This is a genomic window from Methanobacterium formicicum (assembly GCF_029848115.1).
GTDB lineage: Archaea > Methanobacteriota > Methanobacteria > Methanobacteriales > Methanobacteriaceae > Methanobacterium > Methanobacterium formicicum.
Map to the genome: position 1 here is coordinate 1 of NZ_JARVXG010000053.1, position 16,634 is coordinate 16,634.

At 39.5% G+C, this 16,634-nt stretch carries 19 protein-coding genes; 10 read left to right on the forward strand and 9 right to left on the reverse strand.

Annotation, left to right across the window (positions count from 1 at the left end):
- Nucleotides 1-57 precede the first annotated feature (57 nt).
- The 6 genes from QC759_RS08580 (at nucleotide 58) to QC759_RS08605 (ending at nucleotide 3,977) form a co-directional block, all read left to right on the forward strand.
- On the forward strand, nucleotides 58-894 hold the full coding sequence (locus QC759_RS08580; RefSeq protein WP_048071902.1) for a hypothetical protein: 837 nt from the start codon (nucleotides 58-60) through the stop codon (nucleotides 892-894).
- 5 nt (nucleotides 895-899) lie between these two features.
- The gene (locus QC759_RS08585) at nucleotides 900-1,397 is read left to right on the forward strand and encodes a MarR family winged helix-turn-helix transcriptional regulator (RefSeq protein WP_048071903.1); all 498 of its coding nucleotides are present in this window, start codon (nucleotides 900-902) and stop codon (nucleotides 1,395-1,397) included.
- Between the two features lie 23 nt (nucleotides 1,398-1,420).
- Nucleotides 1,421-1,954, forward strand: coding sequence for a flavodoxin domain-containing protein (locus QC759_RS08590; protein ID WP_048071904.1), 534 nt, complete (start codon nucleotides 1,421-1,423; stop codon nucleotides 1,952-1,954).
- A gap of 77 nt (nucleotides 1,955-2,031) precedes the next feature.
- Nucleotides 2,032-2,532: a CDP-alcohol phosphatidyltransferase family protein gene (locus tag QC759_RS08595; RefSeq protein ID WP_048071905.1), complete on the forward strand. Its 501-nt coding sequence runs from the start codon at nucleotides 2,032-2,034 to the stop codon at nucleotides 2,530-2,532.
- A gap of 86 nt (nucleotides 2,533-2,618) precedes the next feature.
- On the forward strand, nucleotides 2,619-3,323 hold the full coding sequence (locus QC759_RS08600) for a class I SAM-dependent methyltransferase (protein ID WP_048071906.1): 705 nt from the start codon (nucleotides 2,619-2,621) through the stop codon (nucleotides 3,321-3,323).
- 189 nt (nucleotides 3,324-3,512) lie between these two features.
- Nucleotides 3,513-3,977 (forward strand): GyrI-like domain-containing protein, encoded by a 465-nt coding sequence (locus tag QC759_RS08605; RefSeq protein WP_048071907.1) that lies wholly within the window; start codon nucleotides 3,513-3,515, stop codon nucleotides 3,975-3,977.
- 81 nt (nucleotides 3,978-4,058) lie between these two features.
- On the opposite strand, the gene QC759_RS08610 is transcribed toward QC759_RS08605, so the two are convergent.
- A complete protein-coding gene (locus tag QC759_RS08610) occupies nucleotides 4,059-4,667 on the reverse strand; it encodes a TMEM175 family protein (RefSeq protein ID WP_048071908.1) in 609 nt (202 codons plus the stop codon).
- Nucleotides 4,668-4,848: 181 nt separating this feature from the next.
- Here QC759_RS08610 and QC759_RS08615 point away from each other — a divergent pair, with 181 nt between their 5' ends.
- From QC759_RS08615 to QC759_RS08625, 3 genes are all read left to right on the forward strand, one after another.
- Nucleotides 4,849-5,310 carry an AraC family transcriptional regulator gene (locus QC759_RS08615; RefSeq protein WP_048071909.1) on the forward strand — a complete coding sequence of 154 codons (462 nt, stop codon included), beginning with the start codon at nucleotides 4,849-4,851 and terminating at the stop codon, nucleotides 5,308-5,310.
- A gap of 381 nt (nucleotides 5,311-5,691) precedes the next feature.
- A complete protein-coding gene (locus QC759_RS08620) occupies nucleotides 5,692-6,180 on the forward strand; it encodes a TIGR00288 family NYN domain-containing protein (protein ID WP_048071910.1) in 489 nt (162 codons plus the stop codon).
- Between the two features lie 530 nt (nucleotides 6,181-6,710).
- Nucleotides 6,711-7,361, forward strand: a complete 651-nt coding sequence (locus QC759_RS08625) for a potassium channel family protein (protein ID WP_048071911.1) — start codon at nucleotides 6,711-6,713, stop codon at nucleotides 7,359-7,361.
- A 68-nt stretch (nucleotides 7,362-7,429) separates the two neighbouring features.
- Here the strand turns inward: QC759_RS08625 and QC759_RS08630 are convergent, their stop codons facing one another.
- The 8 genes from QC759_RS08630 to QC759_RS08665 all read right to left on the reverse strand — a co-directional run bounded on the left by QC759_RS08630 (nucleotide 7,430) and on the right by QC759_RS08665 (nucleotide 15,808).
- Nucleotides 7,430-7,777, reverse strand: coding sequence for an ArsR/SmtB family transcription factor (locus tag QC759_RS08630; protein WP_048071912.1), 348 nt, complete (start codon nucleotides 7,775-7,777; stop codon nucleotides 7,430-7,432).
- A gap of 119 nt (nucleotides 7,778-7,896) precedes the next feature.
- A complete protein-coding gene (locus QC759_RS08635; RefSeq protein WP_052659938.1) occupies nucleotides 7,897-8,433 on the reverse strand; it encodes a DUF2115 domain-containing protein in 537 nt (178 codons plus the stop codon).
- Nucleotides 8,434-8,533: 100 nt separating this feature from the next.
- Nucleotides 8,534-8,932 carry a putative zinc-binding protein gene (locus QC759_RS08640; RefSeq protein WP_048071913.1) on the reverse strand — a complete coding sequence of 133 codons (399 nt, stop codon included), beginning with the start codon at nucleotides 8,930-8,932 and terminating at the stop codon, nucleotides 8,534-8,536.
- A gap of 33 nt (nucleotides 8,933-8,965) precedes the next feature.
- Nucleotides 8,966-10,708, reverse strand: a complete 1,743-nt coding sequence (arsM, locus tag QC759_RS08645) for an arsenite methyltransferase (protein WP_082055679.1) — start codon at nucleotides 10,706-10,708, stop codon at nucleotides 8,966-8,968.
- Nucleotides 10,709-10,832: 124 nt separating this feature from the next.
- Entirely contained in the window at nucleotides 10,833-11,531 is a 699-nt protein-coding gene (locus QC759_RS08650; protein WP_052659939.1) for an MBL fold metallo-hydrolase, read from the reverse strand.
- Between the two features lie 210 nt (nucleotides 11,532-11,741).
- Nucleotides 11,742-14,183, reverse strand: coding sequence for an anti-sigma factor antagonist (locus QC759_RS08655; protein ID WP_048071914.1), 2,442 nt, complete (start codon nucleotides 14,181-14,183; stop codon nucleotides 11,742-11,744).
- Nucleotides 14,184-14,594: 411 nt separating this feature from the next.
- Nucleotides 14,595-15,479 (reverse strand): hypothetical protein, encoded by an 885-nt coding sequence (locus QC759_RS08660; RefSeq protein ID WP_279845554.1) that lies wholly within the window; start codon nucleotides 15,477-15,479, stop codon nucleotides 14,595-14,597.
- Nucleotides 15,476-15,808, reverse strand: a complete 333-nt coding sequence (locus QC759_RS08665) for a hypothetical protein (protein WP_048071915.1) — start codon at nucleotides 15,806-15,808, stop codon at nucleotides 15,476-15,478. The genes QC759_RS08660 and QC759_RS08665 overlap by 4 nt, the downstream gene beginning before the upstream one ends.
- 405 nt (nucleotides 15,809-16,213) lie before the next feature.
- Between QC759_RS08665 and QC759_RS08670 the strand changes: the two genes are divergently transcribed.
- A complete protein-coding gene (locus tag QC759_RS08670) occupies nucleotides 16,214-16,567 on the forward strand; it encodes a hypothetical protein (RefSeq protein ID WP_231863013.1) in 354 nt (117 codons plus the stop codon).
- Nucleotides 16,568-16,634: the final 67 nt, after the last annotated feature.

A 16,634-nucleotide genomic window follows, 5' to 3' on the forward strand; every position in this document is an offset into this window, starting at 1 on the left:
TTAGGTAATATATTACCTAAATATGTAATATATTACCAATAATGGAGTTGGGAATAAATGGATAAAAAAATAATATATATAAATTCAATTGTAATCGGACTACTGGCAGTTATAGCTACTCTATCCGGATTGTTCTGGAGAGGATTGTATAAAAATGACACAGTTTCTATAACTGCCCAAATGATGGGACAAGACTTAATTTCACTGGTAATATGTGTGCCAATACTGGTTTTATCCCTGTATCTTATTTCAAAAGATTCGTTAAGAGGCAATCTACTTTGGATGGGGGTTGTATTTTATTTCCTGTACACCTACTCATCCATGTCATTTCTGGCATCCTACAATCAACTTTTCCTGGTCTATGTTGCACTGTTCTCCCTATCTCTGTACACCTTTGTCTACGGGTTACTGTCCCTAAATGTGAAAAACATAAAAAGGAGTTTTTCACCGGGAATCACCACCCAGATCGCCGGAATATTCACCATATCCATGGCTACCCTGCTTTCGGTGATGTGGCTCAGCATAATAATTCAATCCATCCTATCTGGTGTTGCTCCGGCATCACTGGAAGACTATACCACCCTGGGAATTCAGGCCCTGGATCTCGCTGTTCTGGCACCTGCAGCCATAATATCCGGTGTTTTACTTTTAAAAAGAAAGCCGTGGGGATATACCCTAATGCCCATTGTAATGGTGAAGATATCTCTCCTAGGAACTGCTATACTATCCATGATCTATTTCATGATGCAGAAGGGTGTGAGTGTGGTCTGGGAACAGGAACTGTTTTTCCTGGTAGCCACAGTAGGAGGCATAATTATCACACTGGCCTTCTATAATAAAATAAATAGTACACATAAAAAATCTAATGGATTACCCCCAGTACCCATGAGCTGAGAATAATGAGAGATTCAGAAATTATTAAGGCAGAATACAATGCAGAAAGACTGGAAATGGAAAAATATATCCTGGTGGTTTTATTCCTGGTACAGCAGAGGTGGAGCTATGTTATTGGTAGATTACTGGCCCCGGACCAGATAACTACCAAACAGTGGCTGATGATGATCATCATGGTAACAGCCTTTGAGAGTCCTCCTTCCATGCAGGAAGTGGCCAATGCCCTGAGCACCACCCACCAGAATGTCAAACAGCTGGCCACACGTTTAGAATCCAGAGGATTCTTAAAAATCGAACGTGACCCCAATAACAGACGAATACTGCGTTTAAAGGTTACAGAAGAATGTCATGATTTCTGGGAGAAAAGAGGGCCCCAGGATGTGAAAGATATTACCTCACTATTTGCCGGTCTGGATGATAATGAAATCAAAGATCTGTTTGAAATTATGAGTAAACTGGAAAAAATATCGGCAAATCTGTATGAAAATACTAAAAATGATTAAATAAGTTAAAGGAAGGAAAAAAAATGAAGGCATTGGTTGTATACGGAACAAGATATGGGACAGCTGCGGAAATAGCTGAAGAAATAGCCCGTGTTATAAAAGAAGAAGGGAACGAAACTGATCTGTTAGATGTCCGGAGTATTAAGGACCGGGATGTATCTAGCTACGATCTGGTAGTGGTGGGAAGTGGCATAAAAATGGGCAAATGGACTAGTAAGGCACTTAAATTCCTGCAAAAAAACAAGGAAACCCTGGCCACCCAGAAAGTTGCCCTCTTCGTCAGTTGTGGTGCGGCAAATGAAGAAAAAAGTAGACCAGAGGGTCAGGAAAAGTACTTGGATGCTGTGGCAGCAAAGAACTTGGTGAACCCCCCGGTGGCCACTGGACTCTTTGGTAGTGTTTACGACCCTGAAGCCAAACACGGATTAATGTACAAACTTACCACGAGTTTTATTAAAAAGGATCTGGAAAAAAAGGGAATAGATAGCAGTAAACGCCACGATTACCGTGATTGGGATGAGATAAGGGATTGGGCACGAGGGTTAACCCGAGATTAAAATAGATTAAGTATACTCCACGAAAGATCATACCTTTTAGTCTAATAGGATTGAATCAAATAAAAGCAGGGATTAAAATGACTTTAAAATCCCATACTCCCAATTTTTTAAGTGTAATTCGAATTATAGTTGCCCCAATCTTTATTTACACATTCACCAACGGTTTGTACCTGGTTTCCTTGATGATAATTATCTTCACCGGCGTAACTGATGCTCTGGATGGCTATATTGCTCGTAAACTAGGTGCAACCTCAGATATTGGCGCCTACCTTGATGTGATATCAGATTTCATCTTTATTCTGGCCTGTTTCCTGGCATACACCATCAATGGCTGGTACGATCCCCTGGTTCTCCTGCTGATTATCATCATGTTCTGTATGTTCATTGGGACCTCCGGGCTTAAAAAACCTGTTTACGACCCGGTGGGAAAGTACTTAGGAGCATATTTAATGTTGATGATTTTTTTATCAATTCTATCCCCAAAAATATTGGTAAGACAGATTCTACTTATCATGTTACTTATCATCTGCCTGGCTTCAGTAATCAGCCGTTTTTCTGTGTTCATAGCGAAAAATTAAGGTTAAAGACTTTGGTGGATAAAAGATGATTCAGGCAAAAAATAATAGAACTAATTAACCATTATTAAGATAGAAGAGGGTGTAACATGAAAAGCAATCCAAAATGGTACTACACTGAAAAACAGGCAGGAGTGGATTATTTAGATCCGAAAGTAGCCCAGGGATACAATGAAGAACATCAGAAGTTCAGGAACTTCCCGGAAGAAGCTCAGGAAATCGTTCGGATGTTGGGGATTACACCCCAAGACACTGTACTTGATTTTGGCTGTGGTACTGGAGGAATTGCCCTGAATCTGGCTAAATATTCCCGGAAAGTCATTGGTGTTGATATATCCCAGAAAATGCTGGATGTTCTGGAGGAAAATGCCGGGACCCATGGTATTAATAATGTTGAAACTCGTTGTGCCGGATTCTTAAGTTACAAACATGAAGATGGTGCCGTAGATAAGATCATCACCATGGCTGCCCTCCACCACCTCCCTGACTTCTGGAAGTCAGTGGCACTACTTAAAATGGCAGATATCTTAAAATCTGGTGGTAAACTCTATCTTTTTGATGTGGTGTTTACCTTTCCTGTTCAGGAGCATGAAAAGGCCCTGAATAAATTCATGACTGATATGCGCAGCGTTGCTGGGGATTCCATGGCCCTTGAAACAGAAATCCATATCAAAGACGAATTCAGCACCTATGATTGGATTATGGAAGGTTTACTGGAAGGATCAGGATTTTCAATTGACCACAAAAATGTGGAGTCCGATAATTTCGTGGGATATGTGTGCTCTAAACTCTAATGGGAGTAAATTAAAGTGAAAACATTTGAATACTCCCAATATTAATTGCTAATTTTTTTAGGATATATAGATGGCAAAAAGAGGTAAATGCCCGAAAATACTTTTCAACTGCCCTTGGCAAAATTACACATTAATCTCTATTTCATAATTTATATTAATTCACAGAATTGAAAATGGAGTTGTTTAGCTATGGCAATTGAAATAAAAACAATACCCCAGTACCAGGTAGCATTCATACACCAGAAAGGTAGCTATACCCAGATCCCCGAGGTTCTGGGAAAAGTGGTGGGCTGGCTCATGACCCAGGACGTGGAAATACAGATGCCCATTTACGGCACCTACTACAACAGTCCCCACGAAGTTACCGAAGAAGAACTGGACTGGGAAGTTGGAGCTGCATTTACCGGCAAATTAAAAGAAGGAACAGAGGATATTCATATCAAAACCATCCCCGAACACCAAGCTGTTTCCACTATTTTCCAGGGCCCTTATGGTGAGGCAGCATCAGTTTACATGGATTTAATCGAATACACCCAGAAGGAAGGATACCAGATTGCGGGTGCTCCCTCGGAAAGTTATTTAAACAGTCCAGATGAGGTAGCAGAAAGTGAACTGTTAACTGAAATCCAGTTCCCAGTGGTGAAAATACAATAACAGGGGTTTTTCAAAAAAAATAACCAAACTCTCACTATATTACAATATTCCTCGTTCACAATTCCTTAGTGAGAGTTTTTTTTACTGGATCAATTTCTTGGCCAGGGGACTGGCTAAATAGACTAGGTTAGCCCAGGCAAAGAAATAGTAAGATAGAAGAAGAGCTATTATTGATAAAACCGGTAAAATCATGCTGATCCGGGTAATCTGGTTTTTGGATGATTCATCCAGGTTTTCATCCACCAATCCTTTACGGACGGCATAAATCCAGTTTACACAATACAGAACTCCGGCAAAAAACAGGTTCAACTGGAATATCACACTGGCACTGAAGTATTGGCCGAAGGTTCCTATTATCTCGGTGGAAAAGGGCACCATGGCTATAAAAAGTAACCAGAAAACAGTTATAGTGATCAAATTGGTGTCGGAACGTTTAATAAAGGAAAACTGCTGGTGGTTAACTCGCCAAAATCCCGCCAGTATCCAGAAACTGAGTGCATAACTTAACAACTTAGGCCATAATAGCCATAATTGGTGTATAAATGCCCCTTCAGTTAAGGCAGAAGATATATCCGGCACTCCGATGCTTAAAACCAGTAATGTCATGGCAATGGCAAATATGCCATCCACCAGTGTTTCAATACGACTGGTGGTAACCCAGTTATTTATTGAATCCGAATGATTTCTCATTACAATATGGTTTACTTACACTTCCGGATATAATTATGGGATGAGATGGATGAAAAATATGTTTTGCCATTTTAATGCATCATTATCGGGTAATTCCAACCAACCAAGCTAAAAAAAAGTGTGATGAAATAAAGAGCAAAACTAGTTTAAAATAGAACACCAAGTTAATTATGGTGTAACCATGGACGTAAAAGAGAAAAGGATTAAAGAGACCTACGTGGCCTACATCCCACACCACGGAAGTTATGATAAGATTCCCGAGTATATTGAAGAAATCAAACAATGGATAAATGAAAAAGGCCTTAAAACTAATGGCCAGGCCTATGGAACCTACCTCAACAGCCCCGAAGATGTGGCTGAAGAAGATCTGCAATATGAAATTGGATTTTTCTTTGAAGGTAATGCTATGCCCGAAGGCAAAATAGGTATCAAAGAAATGCCCGAGCATACTGTTCTAACTGCCCTTCACCAAGGACCTTATACCCAAGTAGGGCCAATTATACACGGTTTAGCCAAATATGCAGTTGAAAATGGTTATGATGTTGTGGGGCCAATAACTGAAGTATACCTCAATGATCCCGCCCAAGTTCCCGAAGGGGAACTTTTGACTGAGGTACAGCTTCCCGTGATAAAAATTAAATGATCATTTTTCAACCTTTCTTTAACTCTTTTTTTTAAATTAAGAACCCTATTCCAGATTTTTAAAAAAAATAGATGAATTTGTCCCCACTAAAGATATTTAGGACCACCTAAAATTCTTTAGACGTGCGGAATAATTGGGTGTAATTTGGGCATAGCTATTTATTATTGGGAATCAATAAAATAGACTAGTTCTTAATTAATTCTAAAAGAATTAAAAGAACCACATCCAGAATCACATGGGTTATACTGCTTAAGAAAAGTGAAAAAACCACAAACTATTAATGATAGTAATAATAACAAAGTATAAATTATTTAAAAATATAAAGATGATACATTTAAAGCACCTGGCTCGTGTTTATCTTGAATAGAACCAGGAGGAAAAATGCGTAACCTCGAAAAATTTAAAGAATACATCCCCCGAATGGGAGAACCTAATGTAAAAAGTGTTGCTTTATTAATTGATGGACCTAACATGCTACGGAAAGAATTCGACTTCGATCTTGAAGTAGTACAAGAATTACTCACTGATTACGGGAAGATAAGGGTAGGAAAAGTATTTCTGAACCAGTACGCTTCGGATAAACTTATTGAAGCCATAGTTAACCAGGGATTATCCCCCATTATTGTTGCTGGAGATATAGACGTTCAAATGGCAGTTGAAGCCTTTGAAGCCATACACAACCCCAACATTGATGTTGTAGCCTTAATGACCCGTAACACCGATTTTTTACCACTGATCAACATTGCCAAAGAAAATGGGAAGGAAACTCTGGTGATTGGTGCTGAACCTGGTTTCAGTATTGCCCTCAAGAACTCAGCAGATAGTACCATAGTTCTGAAAAAACAGCGCCAACCCCATGGAGCAGTTTAAATAGATTAAATATTATATTGGCCTATTTTTATTTTTAACTCCCCATTATCCTTATTTTTGAGATTAAATCATTAGTGCAATTTCTTGCCAATTTCCTTCCCTTATTCATAAATTTATTTCCTGCTGAAGTATTTTCTAATAATTAAAGTATTATCCCCTTTACATCATTTTTTTAAAACTTTTTAAGAACTTTCCTTAAACCATTTAGCTAATTAAATAGGTTAAATGAATAATTTCTAATTTTAAACAACTTTAATTATTATTAATATATTTTGCAGCATTCTAAACTACATTTACACTGTATTCAGGAAAAATTTATATGGGAGGTGGATTTTATCTTTAAATCCTACTGATCTAGTTGTCAACATAATCCTTGTTGTATCCCCAAAAATAATCATAGTCCTGCAAGTGTGATGGAAACATTCATAGTGTACCAAGCATTATGTTTGTACGAAAATAAGGTATGAAATAGATTGGGTATGAAACTACATTAAAATCAAAATTATCATTTCTGTACTTAAGGTGTCAATATGTACGTGGTTGTAATGGGTGGTGGAAGAGTCGGGCTAAACCTGGCTTCTTTTTTAATTTCGGATGGTCATGATGTGACCTTAATTGAAAATGATGAAAATCTATGCACTAATGCTGCAGCCGAGCTAGATGCACTGGTGATCTGTGGCAATGGTACTGACACCAAAACCCTGGAGGAAGCCAACGTGTCCAGTGCCGATGTTTTTGTGGCAGCCACTGGAAATGACGAGGCTAACCTGCTGGCCTGTATACTGGTACGAGAATTTAATATTCCCAAGATCATTGCCCGGGTAAGTGAGCCCAGCCACGGTGAAGCCTTCCGCAAGGTGGGTATTGACTCGGTTATCAGTCCGGAAATCACTGCAGCCAGTTACGTGGAAAAACTGATTATACGGCCCAAAATTGCTGATTTAGTGGTTATGGGAAAGGGCGATGCAGAATTACTTGATTTTAACCTGGAAAATGAAAAGGTAGTAGGTAAAAAAATAGGGGATATCAGCCCCACCGATGATTTTATAATTGTCGCGGTCTATGAAAATGGTGATATAACCATTCCTAAACCAGAGATAGTGTTAAAAAAAGGTATGAAAGTTTCTATACTGGTTAAAACCAAGGCCGCACGTGCAGTTATGAAAAGATTCACTAAATAGGTTTAAGGTTATTTTTCTGTTTCAATGATTTTTAAGGAATAATCCGTATTTAAATCAATCTGCCCTAATTATCCCCATAGTTTGTTAATGATATCGATAATTTTTGGATTAGACAAACTGTAATGAACCCATACCCCTTCTTTACGCCATTTTAAGTAGCCTGCCTTTTTTAAAATGTTTAAATGGTGTGAAATAGTAGGTTGAGGTTTTTCCATAGCAGTGATAATTTCACAAACACATAACTCACCGTGTTTCAACAGGTGAAGGATCTTTAAGCGGGTGGGATCCGCAAGGGCCTTTAGGGTATCTGCATTTTCGTACAGGACTTCATCATCAGGGAGGGTGGCCATGATCTTTTTCAACCTCTTGATCTGGTCTTCACCGGGCTTATCCCCACCAATTTCACATGATTTCATGGACTTGGTATAGGCGGTGATATATTTAAATATATGGATATTTAGTAGGGATGGGTAAAAATGGAATACCGAAAATGGCTATGTTCTGTAACCACCAGGACAATAACCACCTAGCATATTCACATAGTCTCTGGATCCTGTTCGGCAATGCAGAACCCACAAACCGCACCAGGATTATCTTTTTGTCTTTCTTTCACCGGGCAGAGAAATTTCTCCCCATCATATTTCACCTGCAGGCCTCCAGGGAAGGGTGTGCCCACCGGATGAACCGATTCTGCCAGGATAAAGGTGGTGTAAAGGGAGATGATCTTGTAGATCTTAAAAAAGGCCGGATCAAATCCTTCCCCCTCTGCTGCCAGTTTTTCCTGCTCTTGTAATAGCCGGACTGCATCTTGAACTTCTGATATATCCAGAAGCTCATCACTCTCTACGTGATGGGCTTTAACCTCCTGGATTCGCATTATAAAAGCCTTGGTGTAAGACTCCAGGTATTCCTTTCGGTAGTTGCCCTGCACATATTTAGCATCATCTATAAGGAATAAACTGGCCCGCATTATATCCTGAAGGTTAATTAAATTGGTTTCTCTCCTTAAGATAGTGAAAAACTTCTTCCGGCCCATTTTCTGGTAAGAGGGAATATCATTTATAGTTTCCATTTACTTCACTAATCCGGGTTAATAATTAACCTACTCGTTTCACTTACTCATTCTAAATTCTGTGGAAGGTTAAACCCTTGATGGTACGGACTAATTGATCCTATCCTTTATTTTCTTCTTTTAAATCGTCCATTTCATTTTTTACCTTCTTTTTCATGAATTCAACACAAATTTCTCCTTCTTCATCCAATCTGGAAACATCAGAAGGTTTAAAATTTTCATCTTTGAGTTCTTCCAGTACATTAAGAGTTTTAGCAGGAGTAACTCCCTTCTGATTAAGTATTTTGGTGGTGCAGTTACCATCACAGCCATTTATGGCAATAATAGGATATTTTTTAATTAAATTTCTAAAACCTTCTCTATCGGCAGCAGTGGCACCCATACAAATAGAAATCGTGTTTTCAGTCTCATTTACCGTATCTGCAGACGTTACACGGGCCACCAGACCATAGGGACTCATTCCACTGCAGGCAGCTAATGCTATTTTCTCAGAACTCATTTTTCCATCTCCTAAATATTCAGCTGAAATGTATTAATTTTTTCTATCCTTTAACCTGGCATTTATCCGGTCAAATATATCTTTAACATGAGCATATCCCTTTTCATCGAATGGGCACGATTCTATACAGTAAGTGCAGCCTTGTGTGCAGCCAATGCAACGAGCTTGAATAAATTCTATTTCCTTGTTACCACAGCATGTCTTTCGTTCTATCAATGCTTTTTCTGGACAGGCCCTAATGCATTTACCACATTTTTCACAGTATTCCGGTATCCAAGAGTGTTCATTATGAGTTTTAACCGGTAAATTTTCTATACTGGTCAGTATTGCTGAAATTTTCTGTCGGGGCCCCAGTTCAGGCGTTATTAACAGCCCACTTTGCCCTATCCATCCTAAACCGGCTTCCTGACCAAGGGGTGAGAAATTTAACATGCTTCCGTATGGATGGGCCACTTGGGTAGCAAAGCCCTGTGACCGGATAAAATCAGAGAGGGCGTAAGTTATGTTCCCCATTTTTTTATAGGTTGCATCATTCAATTCCTGGGCTTTTGAACCAGGGGGTGTTTCTATGATATCTTCACCCATTTCTAAGGTCAGGACAATGGCATTGGTGTAGATTGGTTCCTCGGTGTTGACTAATTCCGGATTTACCCGGGTGTATCCAATATTTACAATACCCATTGCCCGGGCAAATTTCTCAAAATCCTCTAAAAAACTATTGTTGACGGTATTTACAGGTTCTTTTGGATTTTCTACCAGAGATTCATCAGGGAATTCTCCCCCACACCCACAGGAACATTCATCATTCTCCTCAATTTGTTCAGTTGTTTCCGGTGACAGCCCCTCACATCCGCGACCTTCACTTTCTCCAATTTCAGGTGTTTCGAGAACAGTTTCACCAGAACATCCACAACCTTCACTTGTTTCATTAGTCTTAGATGGTTTTAAGGCTGGCCCTTCACATCCGCAATCATTGTTCTCTGATTTAACTATGAACCCGGAGTCACTGGGAGTTTTAATTGCCTTTATCTGTATACTGATTAATTTTCCTTTCAGGCGTTCATCCAGGCCCGGTTCTGTAAAGAAATGGGCATCAATGACTTCAACTTTACCAAATCCGGCCTTCCTTATGGTTTCCATGTATTCTTCTTTTTCCATGGCCCCTGCTATGCATTCCGACCATGCTTGGAAACTTTTCCGGATTTCGTCAGGGAGATGACCTTCAGTGACTATATCCGAAATTAATATTCTGCCTCCTTCTTTTAAAACCCTGTAAACCTCCCTATAGGCTACAGATTTGTCTGGGGTGAGATTTATGACACAGTTACTAATTACCAGATCAACGGAATTATCTTCAAGGGGTAAATTCTCTATTTCACCCAGTTTAAACTCCACATTATGGTATCCTCCGGCTTTAGCATTTTCAAGGGCAGTTTCTACCATTTTTTCCGTCATGTCTACCCCTATGACCTTTCCACTTTCACCAACCTTGTTGGCCGCCAGAAATACATCTATTCCCCCACCAGACCCCAGATCCAGAACTGTTTCACCCTTTTTTATCTCGGCTAGGGCCGTAGGGTTACCACATCCCAATCCAAATATGGCCTCGGCAGGGATGCTTTTTATTTCTTCCTCAGAATAGCCGACGGCTTTAGCTTGTTGGATTATTCTGTCCACTCCTGTTTCAGAACAACAGGAACATGACGAAGAGTCTTCTTTAGCTGCAATTTTTGAATACCTTTCCTTTACAAAGTCTTTGATTTCTTTTTCCGTCAACTCCAACCACCTGTTAGTTTCATATATTCAAATATATCGATATATAAATAAATTGCTTATCCACCTTATAAAGTTAACTAATAGGTGCCCCATTGGCATGAGCTGAAAGTTGTGAGGAATTTTTTTAATCTAATTCAACACCATACTTGTTGCACTGTTTCAAAAGTAATTCTCTACTGTTTTCAGTTCCATGACCAGGTAAATACATTTTACAACCAGTTTTTGCAAGTTTTCCCCAGCTTTTTTCGAGAGCAGAAACATTATCCGCAAATGGGGGGAATACTGACCAGTTGAATACTCCAAACATGGCATCGCCCACCAAAGCAATTTCATCATCCACAATCAAGCTCATTGACCCTTCAGTGTGGCCCGGAGTGTGGATGAGGTAGGTTCGTGGTGTTACCGGGTAGGCATCGTCCACAATAATATCCGGTCCTACTGGCTCATAATGACTGAAACTACTAATTTTACCACCCAGATTAGACACAATGCGAGTAATAGGATTAGTGCCTGTAGGTAACGGTGAAAAACCTTGTTTTAAGTCATATAATTCTGATTTATGGACAATCACCCTGGTATTGTACCGTTCCTTTAATACTGCAGTGTTTTCTGCGTGATCATAATGGCTATGGGTTAAAACCAGCCAGGACAACTTCCTTCCATCCAGTAGATCATCCAGCTTATCGGTGAGACCTTTCAGTGCCCCCCGGTGACTGGTATCCACTAAAATTGAATCATCACCGTCAAAAACCAGGTAAGTATTACTTCTGCCCTTTGTGATGGGGTAAACTGTACATCCACCCGGAGTTAACCATCTTTCCATTAAAAAAACCCCTATCAAGAATCATAAATTATTAAATTTCAGTACACTCAGACCTGCCGGGGATTAATTGTACAATTTAATTATAGGATTTAAAAAATTTATGTCCTCGTGAAGTTTAAAACTGTAAAAACATGCCCCTGCATTTATCGGTTAATACTGCTGTTAATATTAGTTCACTTCCCTCATTTTAAAACCCATTAGGATATGAGCCTACATCAACCGGTTACAAATTAGAGAAGCAGAAATCCCGGCATATTCCCGCTCATAATCGTTGAGACTCCTAAATGAAATTGATGATAAGTTATAGGACAACAATCCCAGTAGATATTGGGATATATCTTCATCCAAAAGGGTAATCATGTTACCATATTCTCTCACCCTCCTTATACACTGAAATGCCTTGATTATGTCCCTATTATCAAAATTTAGTTGATTTTCGGGAGAATCAAGTGGTAAATGTGGTATATCACTAAGATTTCTAGCCTTAAGGAACCTTTCTTCCAGTTTCAACATGTACCTTAGTTTTTCCAGGGAATTGATATCCACACATTCCAGTTTAAAGGCAGTTTCCAGTTTGGCCACATCCCGCAGGATATGAGAATAGCAGGTTGCAGCGAAGTCTATGAGCCAGATATTTAGATCATCATCCAGGAGTACATTCCTCAAGTTCAGATCCCCGTGGGTGGAGGCTTCGTAACTACTGACCACCTGGGACCGGCGTTCCGGCATTACATTTTCCACAAAGTAAAGTGGGTTTATGGATGTTCCCAAGTTATAGGGGAGTTCAACGTATTTTTCACTGGATGTAAGGTCGAACTTCTCTAAAGTGAAATTTTTTATCTTCTCGTACTTGAAGAAAGAATCATATTCCTCGTATAGGTAGAGTTCCTTCAGTTTGGGTTGCCCGTACCAGCTACGGAGCACATTTCTAAAGAGTTTGTCCAGGGCATTTAAAACTTCTCCAGTGTCATGGGAAGCGTAGTAATCCTCCATGGTCTTTATAGTACTTTCTCTCCCATTTATACCTGCGAAATTGTACAATAAGCCCCCAAAGGCGTCAATTTTACAGTGATCGATGACATGGGTGGCATTGTTCTGTATGTAACGTTTTACATGTTCTTCATATCCCTTTAGTTCACTTCCTAACTCGAACCAGGGCCCCAGTTTCATTACAAAGGGCATTTCTTTTCTACCCGAGCGATCCCAGGCATCTACCTTAAACACCGCCGAACCACTGTACCCTCCGGTTATGGGGGTAAGTTGAATTTCAGTTGAATCCGGGAACATTTTACTGGTTATTTCATGGTAGGTGTCGTTCCATCCTTTACAATCCCCACGCAGTGTTATTTCCTGATTTTTCTCAAAAACAATACTAGATATATAGGAAACACCTAAAAGAGCACGTTTCATTTTGGAGTTATCCAAGAGATGACTCATGTCCCGGAATTCTCCATTTTGAACAATACTCTTTATGCCACCATCTAGATCACCCTTTTTCTCCAGGGGAACATGTTTGAAAACCACGGCATGGTTATGGAGCAACATCTGCTTATTTACGGTGTTGGCAGGATGCATGTAAAACAGGGACCCCAGTACTTCTTCATCAAAACCAGATAGATCAGTGGTTAAATCAACACCCACCCCAAAACTAATCATTGTTTCACCTTTAAACATAGGTTCCGTACCTATATTCATCCATGACTTAATATTATCAGGATGCATAATCATCTCATGATTTTTTGGAGTGAATTTATTAATTGGGGCTATTTTAATTCCTGATCTGTAAAATTCTTCAATGTCTGCCTGTATAGTCACACTAATGATCCCTTTGAAGTTAGGTTCCCTTTCCCGGGCCAGGGTAAAAAGGGATGCGTAGAGTTCATCCATGGTAAACCCTTCATCATGTTGGGATTCGGCAAATAGAACATCATTAAAATTCCCATCAAGAGCAACATTAAATCCCGTGTGTATGGTCACCATTCCAGTGTCTGTTGCGGGTATAAGGAAATCGGGAGTGTTATGTCCGTCAGTAGGGAGCCAGACCATGGTCCCCCCAATGGTGATCATCTCCCCCATGATCTCCAGGAAGTCTTTCATCTTCTCCCCTAATCCTCCCAATCCAATGGAGTATTCTGTATTGGAGAATTTCCGGGAATAGATATCCTCTTCTCCCAAAGTGGCATTGAGTACCTTGGAGATATCACCCACAACATTTAATTTAGAATCACCCTCTGATGATTCTAAAATGGTTAATGAAATCGTTTCATTAACATAAGGGGGAACTTTTATCCAGTTCACCCTTTCCGAGTATGGGGCTGTTGATCCTGATTGCAGGGCATCTTTTACCGTGGGCTTTATGGAGAATATCTGGTCAAAGCCCGCCATTTTTAGTACATCTAGCGGGTAAGACTTCAAATTGCAGAGATGTATGCATCCTTCCCTTTCCTTGAGGGTTCTTTCAGCTCCCAGTAAACTGCGGATACCTCCACTGCTGAGATAACTGACTTGGCCCATGTTAAAAATAACCACAGTATCTTTAGGGGTAATCAGGCTTTCTAGGGATTCATTTAATTCTAATGCACCATAAGCATCCAGTCTACCTTGAAGTGATATTATCAGCACTCCGCCATCCCTTTGTGAGGATATATTCATGAATTCACTCCCCCGTTATTCATTTGTTTACTAAAACTTTGTTCACCGGCCATATAAATTTAAGATAAATTGCTAAAATATTTCCTGAGGCTTGTGGATTTACTATAACAAAACATCACCAGCATTTATAGTTGTTCGTGAATTCACCAAAAAAGGTAGTTAAAAAAAAATCAAGGATTTTTTTCCCTTAAATATTTCTACTGTAGATTTAAATTTATACTCTACTTCCCCCCTGCAAATTTTCAGTCCATTTTAGGCCATGAATATTCTACTACCGAACTTAAATAAAATTAGAGGTTTATAAAAGATAACTTAAGATGAAGAAGGCTTAGGATAAAAAAGGCTTAAGATTAAAAATGTTCTTCTGTAGAATTAATTTAGTTCTCTCTATAAAAACCGTGAAAGGGAAAATTATTTGGATTTCCCTCTCAACGCATTAGAATTCTTTCCAGAACCTGTTCTAAAACCAAAAAGGACTCTGAACATGTTTTTAAAGGGTTTTCTATAGATGTGCAGATGGATTAAGGTCGCCACCACCATGAGAACGGATAATTCGACGTGCCAGAAAGTTAAAGAGGGATTTAAAGCAGTTCTTATGCCCAGATTTATTAAAACCGCCAATATGATCCCCGTACCACCACTTCCGATATATCCCAGAGTTACCAGTAAATTCCAAATTCTTCGATGTTTAGTGCGGTTTAATATGCCTTTTTTAAATAGGAAATAAGTTACTAGGTAACTTCCTATAATGATCATGGTTACCGGTAACACCTGGTAATTGGTTGCATCTCCGTCAAGGTTTCCACTATCTAAACTTGGGGAATCTTGGGGTACGGTGGAGTTTGCGTCGGTCTGATTAACAAGGGCACCATCATCAGCATTTGCCCCGTTTCCATGCCCAGTGTCAGTACTAGTGGCTCCATCGGTGGTGGAAGTATCATCACTCGTAGTACTGGTGGTAGACGTGTCATCGGCCGTGGTAGTGGTGGTTTGGGATAGATCACATATTCCATTCCCATCCAGGTCCACGTATCTAGGACACTGCCCGGGGTAGGGATCATTCACCATTCCGTAGGGACAGGAGGTGGCACATGAAGAAGACATGGTACTGGCTGCTATGAAAGGAATGGTAGAAGCTACCATCAGGAGTCTTTCTTTCAAAGAGACGCTTTCCAATACGGATTTTATCTTCCTCCCCCATAATTTTGATTGGATTTTATGGTTGGATAGATTTAGTTTACTGCCTAAACTAGATTTTGGGCCCTTTTTCATTTGGCAGGGAGATTCTTTCTTCATGTTTTCACCCTTTTCTTGGCCGGGACAAACATGGTCTTAGCTGATTTCCAGTAGGTATGGATGTGGAATACAGTTACCAGGGCCAGAGTTACACCTAGTTCTACGTGCCAGTACAGTAACTGCGGGCTTATTGATAACTTGATCCCTAATTCCATTAACAAAAGCAGAAGGAAACCGGCTCCTGCAGATATTAAAAAGGCTAGTCCAACTATAAAATTCCATACATTGATGTGTATTGCTTTTCTGATTATATTCATCCGGTAAAGACTGTAGGTAAATAAATAGCCACCTATAAAAGGTAAAGCTGGTAATATCATATCGTAAACCATGAATTGTGCCCCCGTAATTATTTCCATTTCCAAAATCTAATTTTTCGGTTAAATTTTTATTTTAATGGATTTTAAAGGCTTTTTGAATGGATTGAATATTATTCAACGTTTTAAAATTATTTAAGATAGTGGTTACCATTTAAAATCACCAGTATCTCAAAATAATTAATGAATATTAGTTTAAAGCCCTAATTATCCATTACACTACTAAATAGATCAACTATATAAAAGTAATTATTCCAAGATTATACCCAAATCTTTCCATAATCATGCCCAATTATTTATTTATAAAATAAAAGGATCAACAATGTTTGGTATTAAAATGTGAGCATTCATATAGTGCAAAATGGGTAAGATCTGGGCATTAACTTGGAATAATCATTTATCTTACCAGGAGATACTCTAATGCACAACACCACGGAGGTGAAAAATATGGTGAAAATACCAAAAAAAGCAGCACTGATCTGTGCACTGGTGATGATGGTCAGCATGGTTCCCGCCTTTGCATTGAATGATACTGACAACAGCACCACGACCACCGACCAGAGTCAGGGACAGAACTGTAATGGCAACCAGAATCAGTGCCAGGGATCCTGTGACTCTGCTGGTGATGGAAATCAGCATCAATACCAGTACGGTCAGAAGAACTGTGCAGCAGGAACTGGAAACTGTGATCAAAGCCACCAGTACCAGTATGGCCAGGGAAATGGCAACGCCGGTACTGGAAACTGTGACGGTACCAACTGTCCAAATACCTAAGATGAGGGTTAAACTACCTTCATCTTATTTTAGTTACAAAACTTATTTTAGTATAAAAATAAAATAT

Excerpts from the sequence above, each read along its gene's own strand:
- QC759_RS08580 (WP_048071902.1), top strand. The coding sequence starts at position 58 with ATGGATAAAAAAATAATATATATAAATTCAATTGTAATCGGACTACTG.
- QC759_RS08585 (WP_048071903.1), top strand. The coding sequence starts at position 900 with ATGAGAGATTCAGAAATTATTAAGGCAGAATACAATGCAGAAAGACTG.
- QC759_RS08590 (WP_048071904.1), top strand. The coding sequence starts at position 1,421 with ATGAAGGCATTGGTTGTATACGGAACAAGATATGGGACAGCTGCGGAA.
- QC759_RS08595 (WP_048071905.1), top strand. The coding sequence starts at position 2,032 with ATGACTTTAAAATCCCATACTCCCAATTTTTTAAGTGTAATTCGAATT.
- QC759_RS08600 (WP_048071906.1), top strand. The coding sequence starts at position 2,619 with ATGAAAAGCAATCCAAAATGGTACTACACTGAAAAACAGGCAGGAGTG.
- QC759_RS08605 (WP_048071907.1), top strand. The coding sequence starts at position 3,513 with ATGGCAATTGAAATAAAAACAATACCCCAGTACCAGGTAGCATTCATA.
- QC759_RS08610 (WP_048071908.1), bottom strand. The coding sequence starts at position 4,667 with ATGAGAAATCATTCGGATTCAATAAATAACTGGGTTACCACCAGTCGT.
- QC759_RS08615 (WP_048071909.1), top strand. The coding sequence starts at position 4,849 with ATGGACGTAAAAGAGAAAAGGATTAAAGAGACCTACGTGGCCTACATC.
- QC759_RS08620 (WP_048071910.1), top strand. The coding sequence starts at position 5,692 with ATGCGTAACCTCGAAAAATTTAAAGAATACATCCCCCGAATGGGAGAA.
- QC759_RS08625 (WP_048071911.1), top strand. The coding sequence starts at position 6,711 with ATGTACGTGGTTGTAATGGGTGGTGGAAGAGTCGGGCTAAACCTGGCT.
- QC759_RS08630 (WP_048071912.1), bottom strand. The coding sequence starts at position 7,777 with ATGAAATCATGTGAAATTGGTGGGGATAAGCCCGGTGAAGACCAGATC.
- QC759_RS08635 (WP_052659938.1), bottom strand. The coding sequence starts at position 8,433 with ATGGAAACTATAAATGATATTCCCTCTTACCAGAAAATGGGCCGGAAG.
- QC759_RS08640 (WP_048071913.1), bottom strand. The coding sequence starts at position 8,932 with ATGAGTTCTGAGAAAATAGCATTAGCTGCCTGCAGTGGAATGAGTCCC.
- QC759_RS08650 (WP_052659939.1), bottom strand. The coding sequence starts at position 11,531 with ATGGAAAGATGGTTAACTCCGGGTGGATGTACAGTTTACCCCATCACA.
- QC759_RS08655 (WP_048071914.1), bottom strand. The coding sequence starts at position 14,183 with ATGAATATATCCTCACAAAGGGATGGCGGAGTGCTGATAATATCACTT.
- QC759_RS08660 (WP_279845554.1), bottom strand. The coding sequence starts at position 15,479 with ATGAAGAAAGAATCTCCCTGCCAAATGAAAAAGGGCCCAAAATCTAGT.
- QC759_RS08665 (WP_048071915.1), bottom strand. The coding sequence starts at position 15,808 with ATGGTTTACGATATGATATTACCAGCTTTACCTTTTATAGGTGGCTAT.
- QC759_RS08670 (WP_231863013.1), top strand. The coding sequence starts at position 16,214 with ATGCACAACACCACGGAGGTGAAAAATATGGTGAAAATACCAAAAAAA.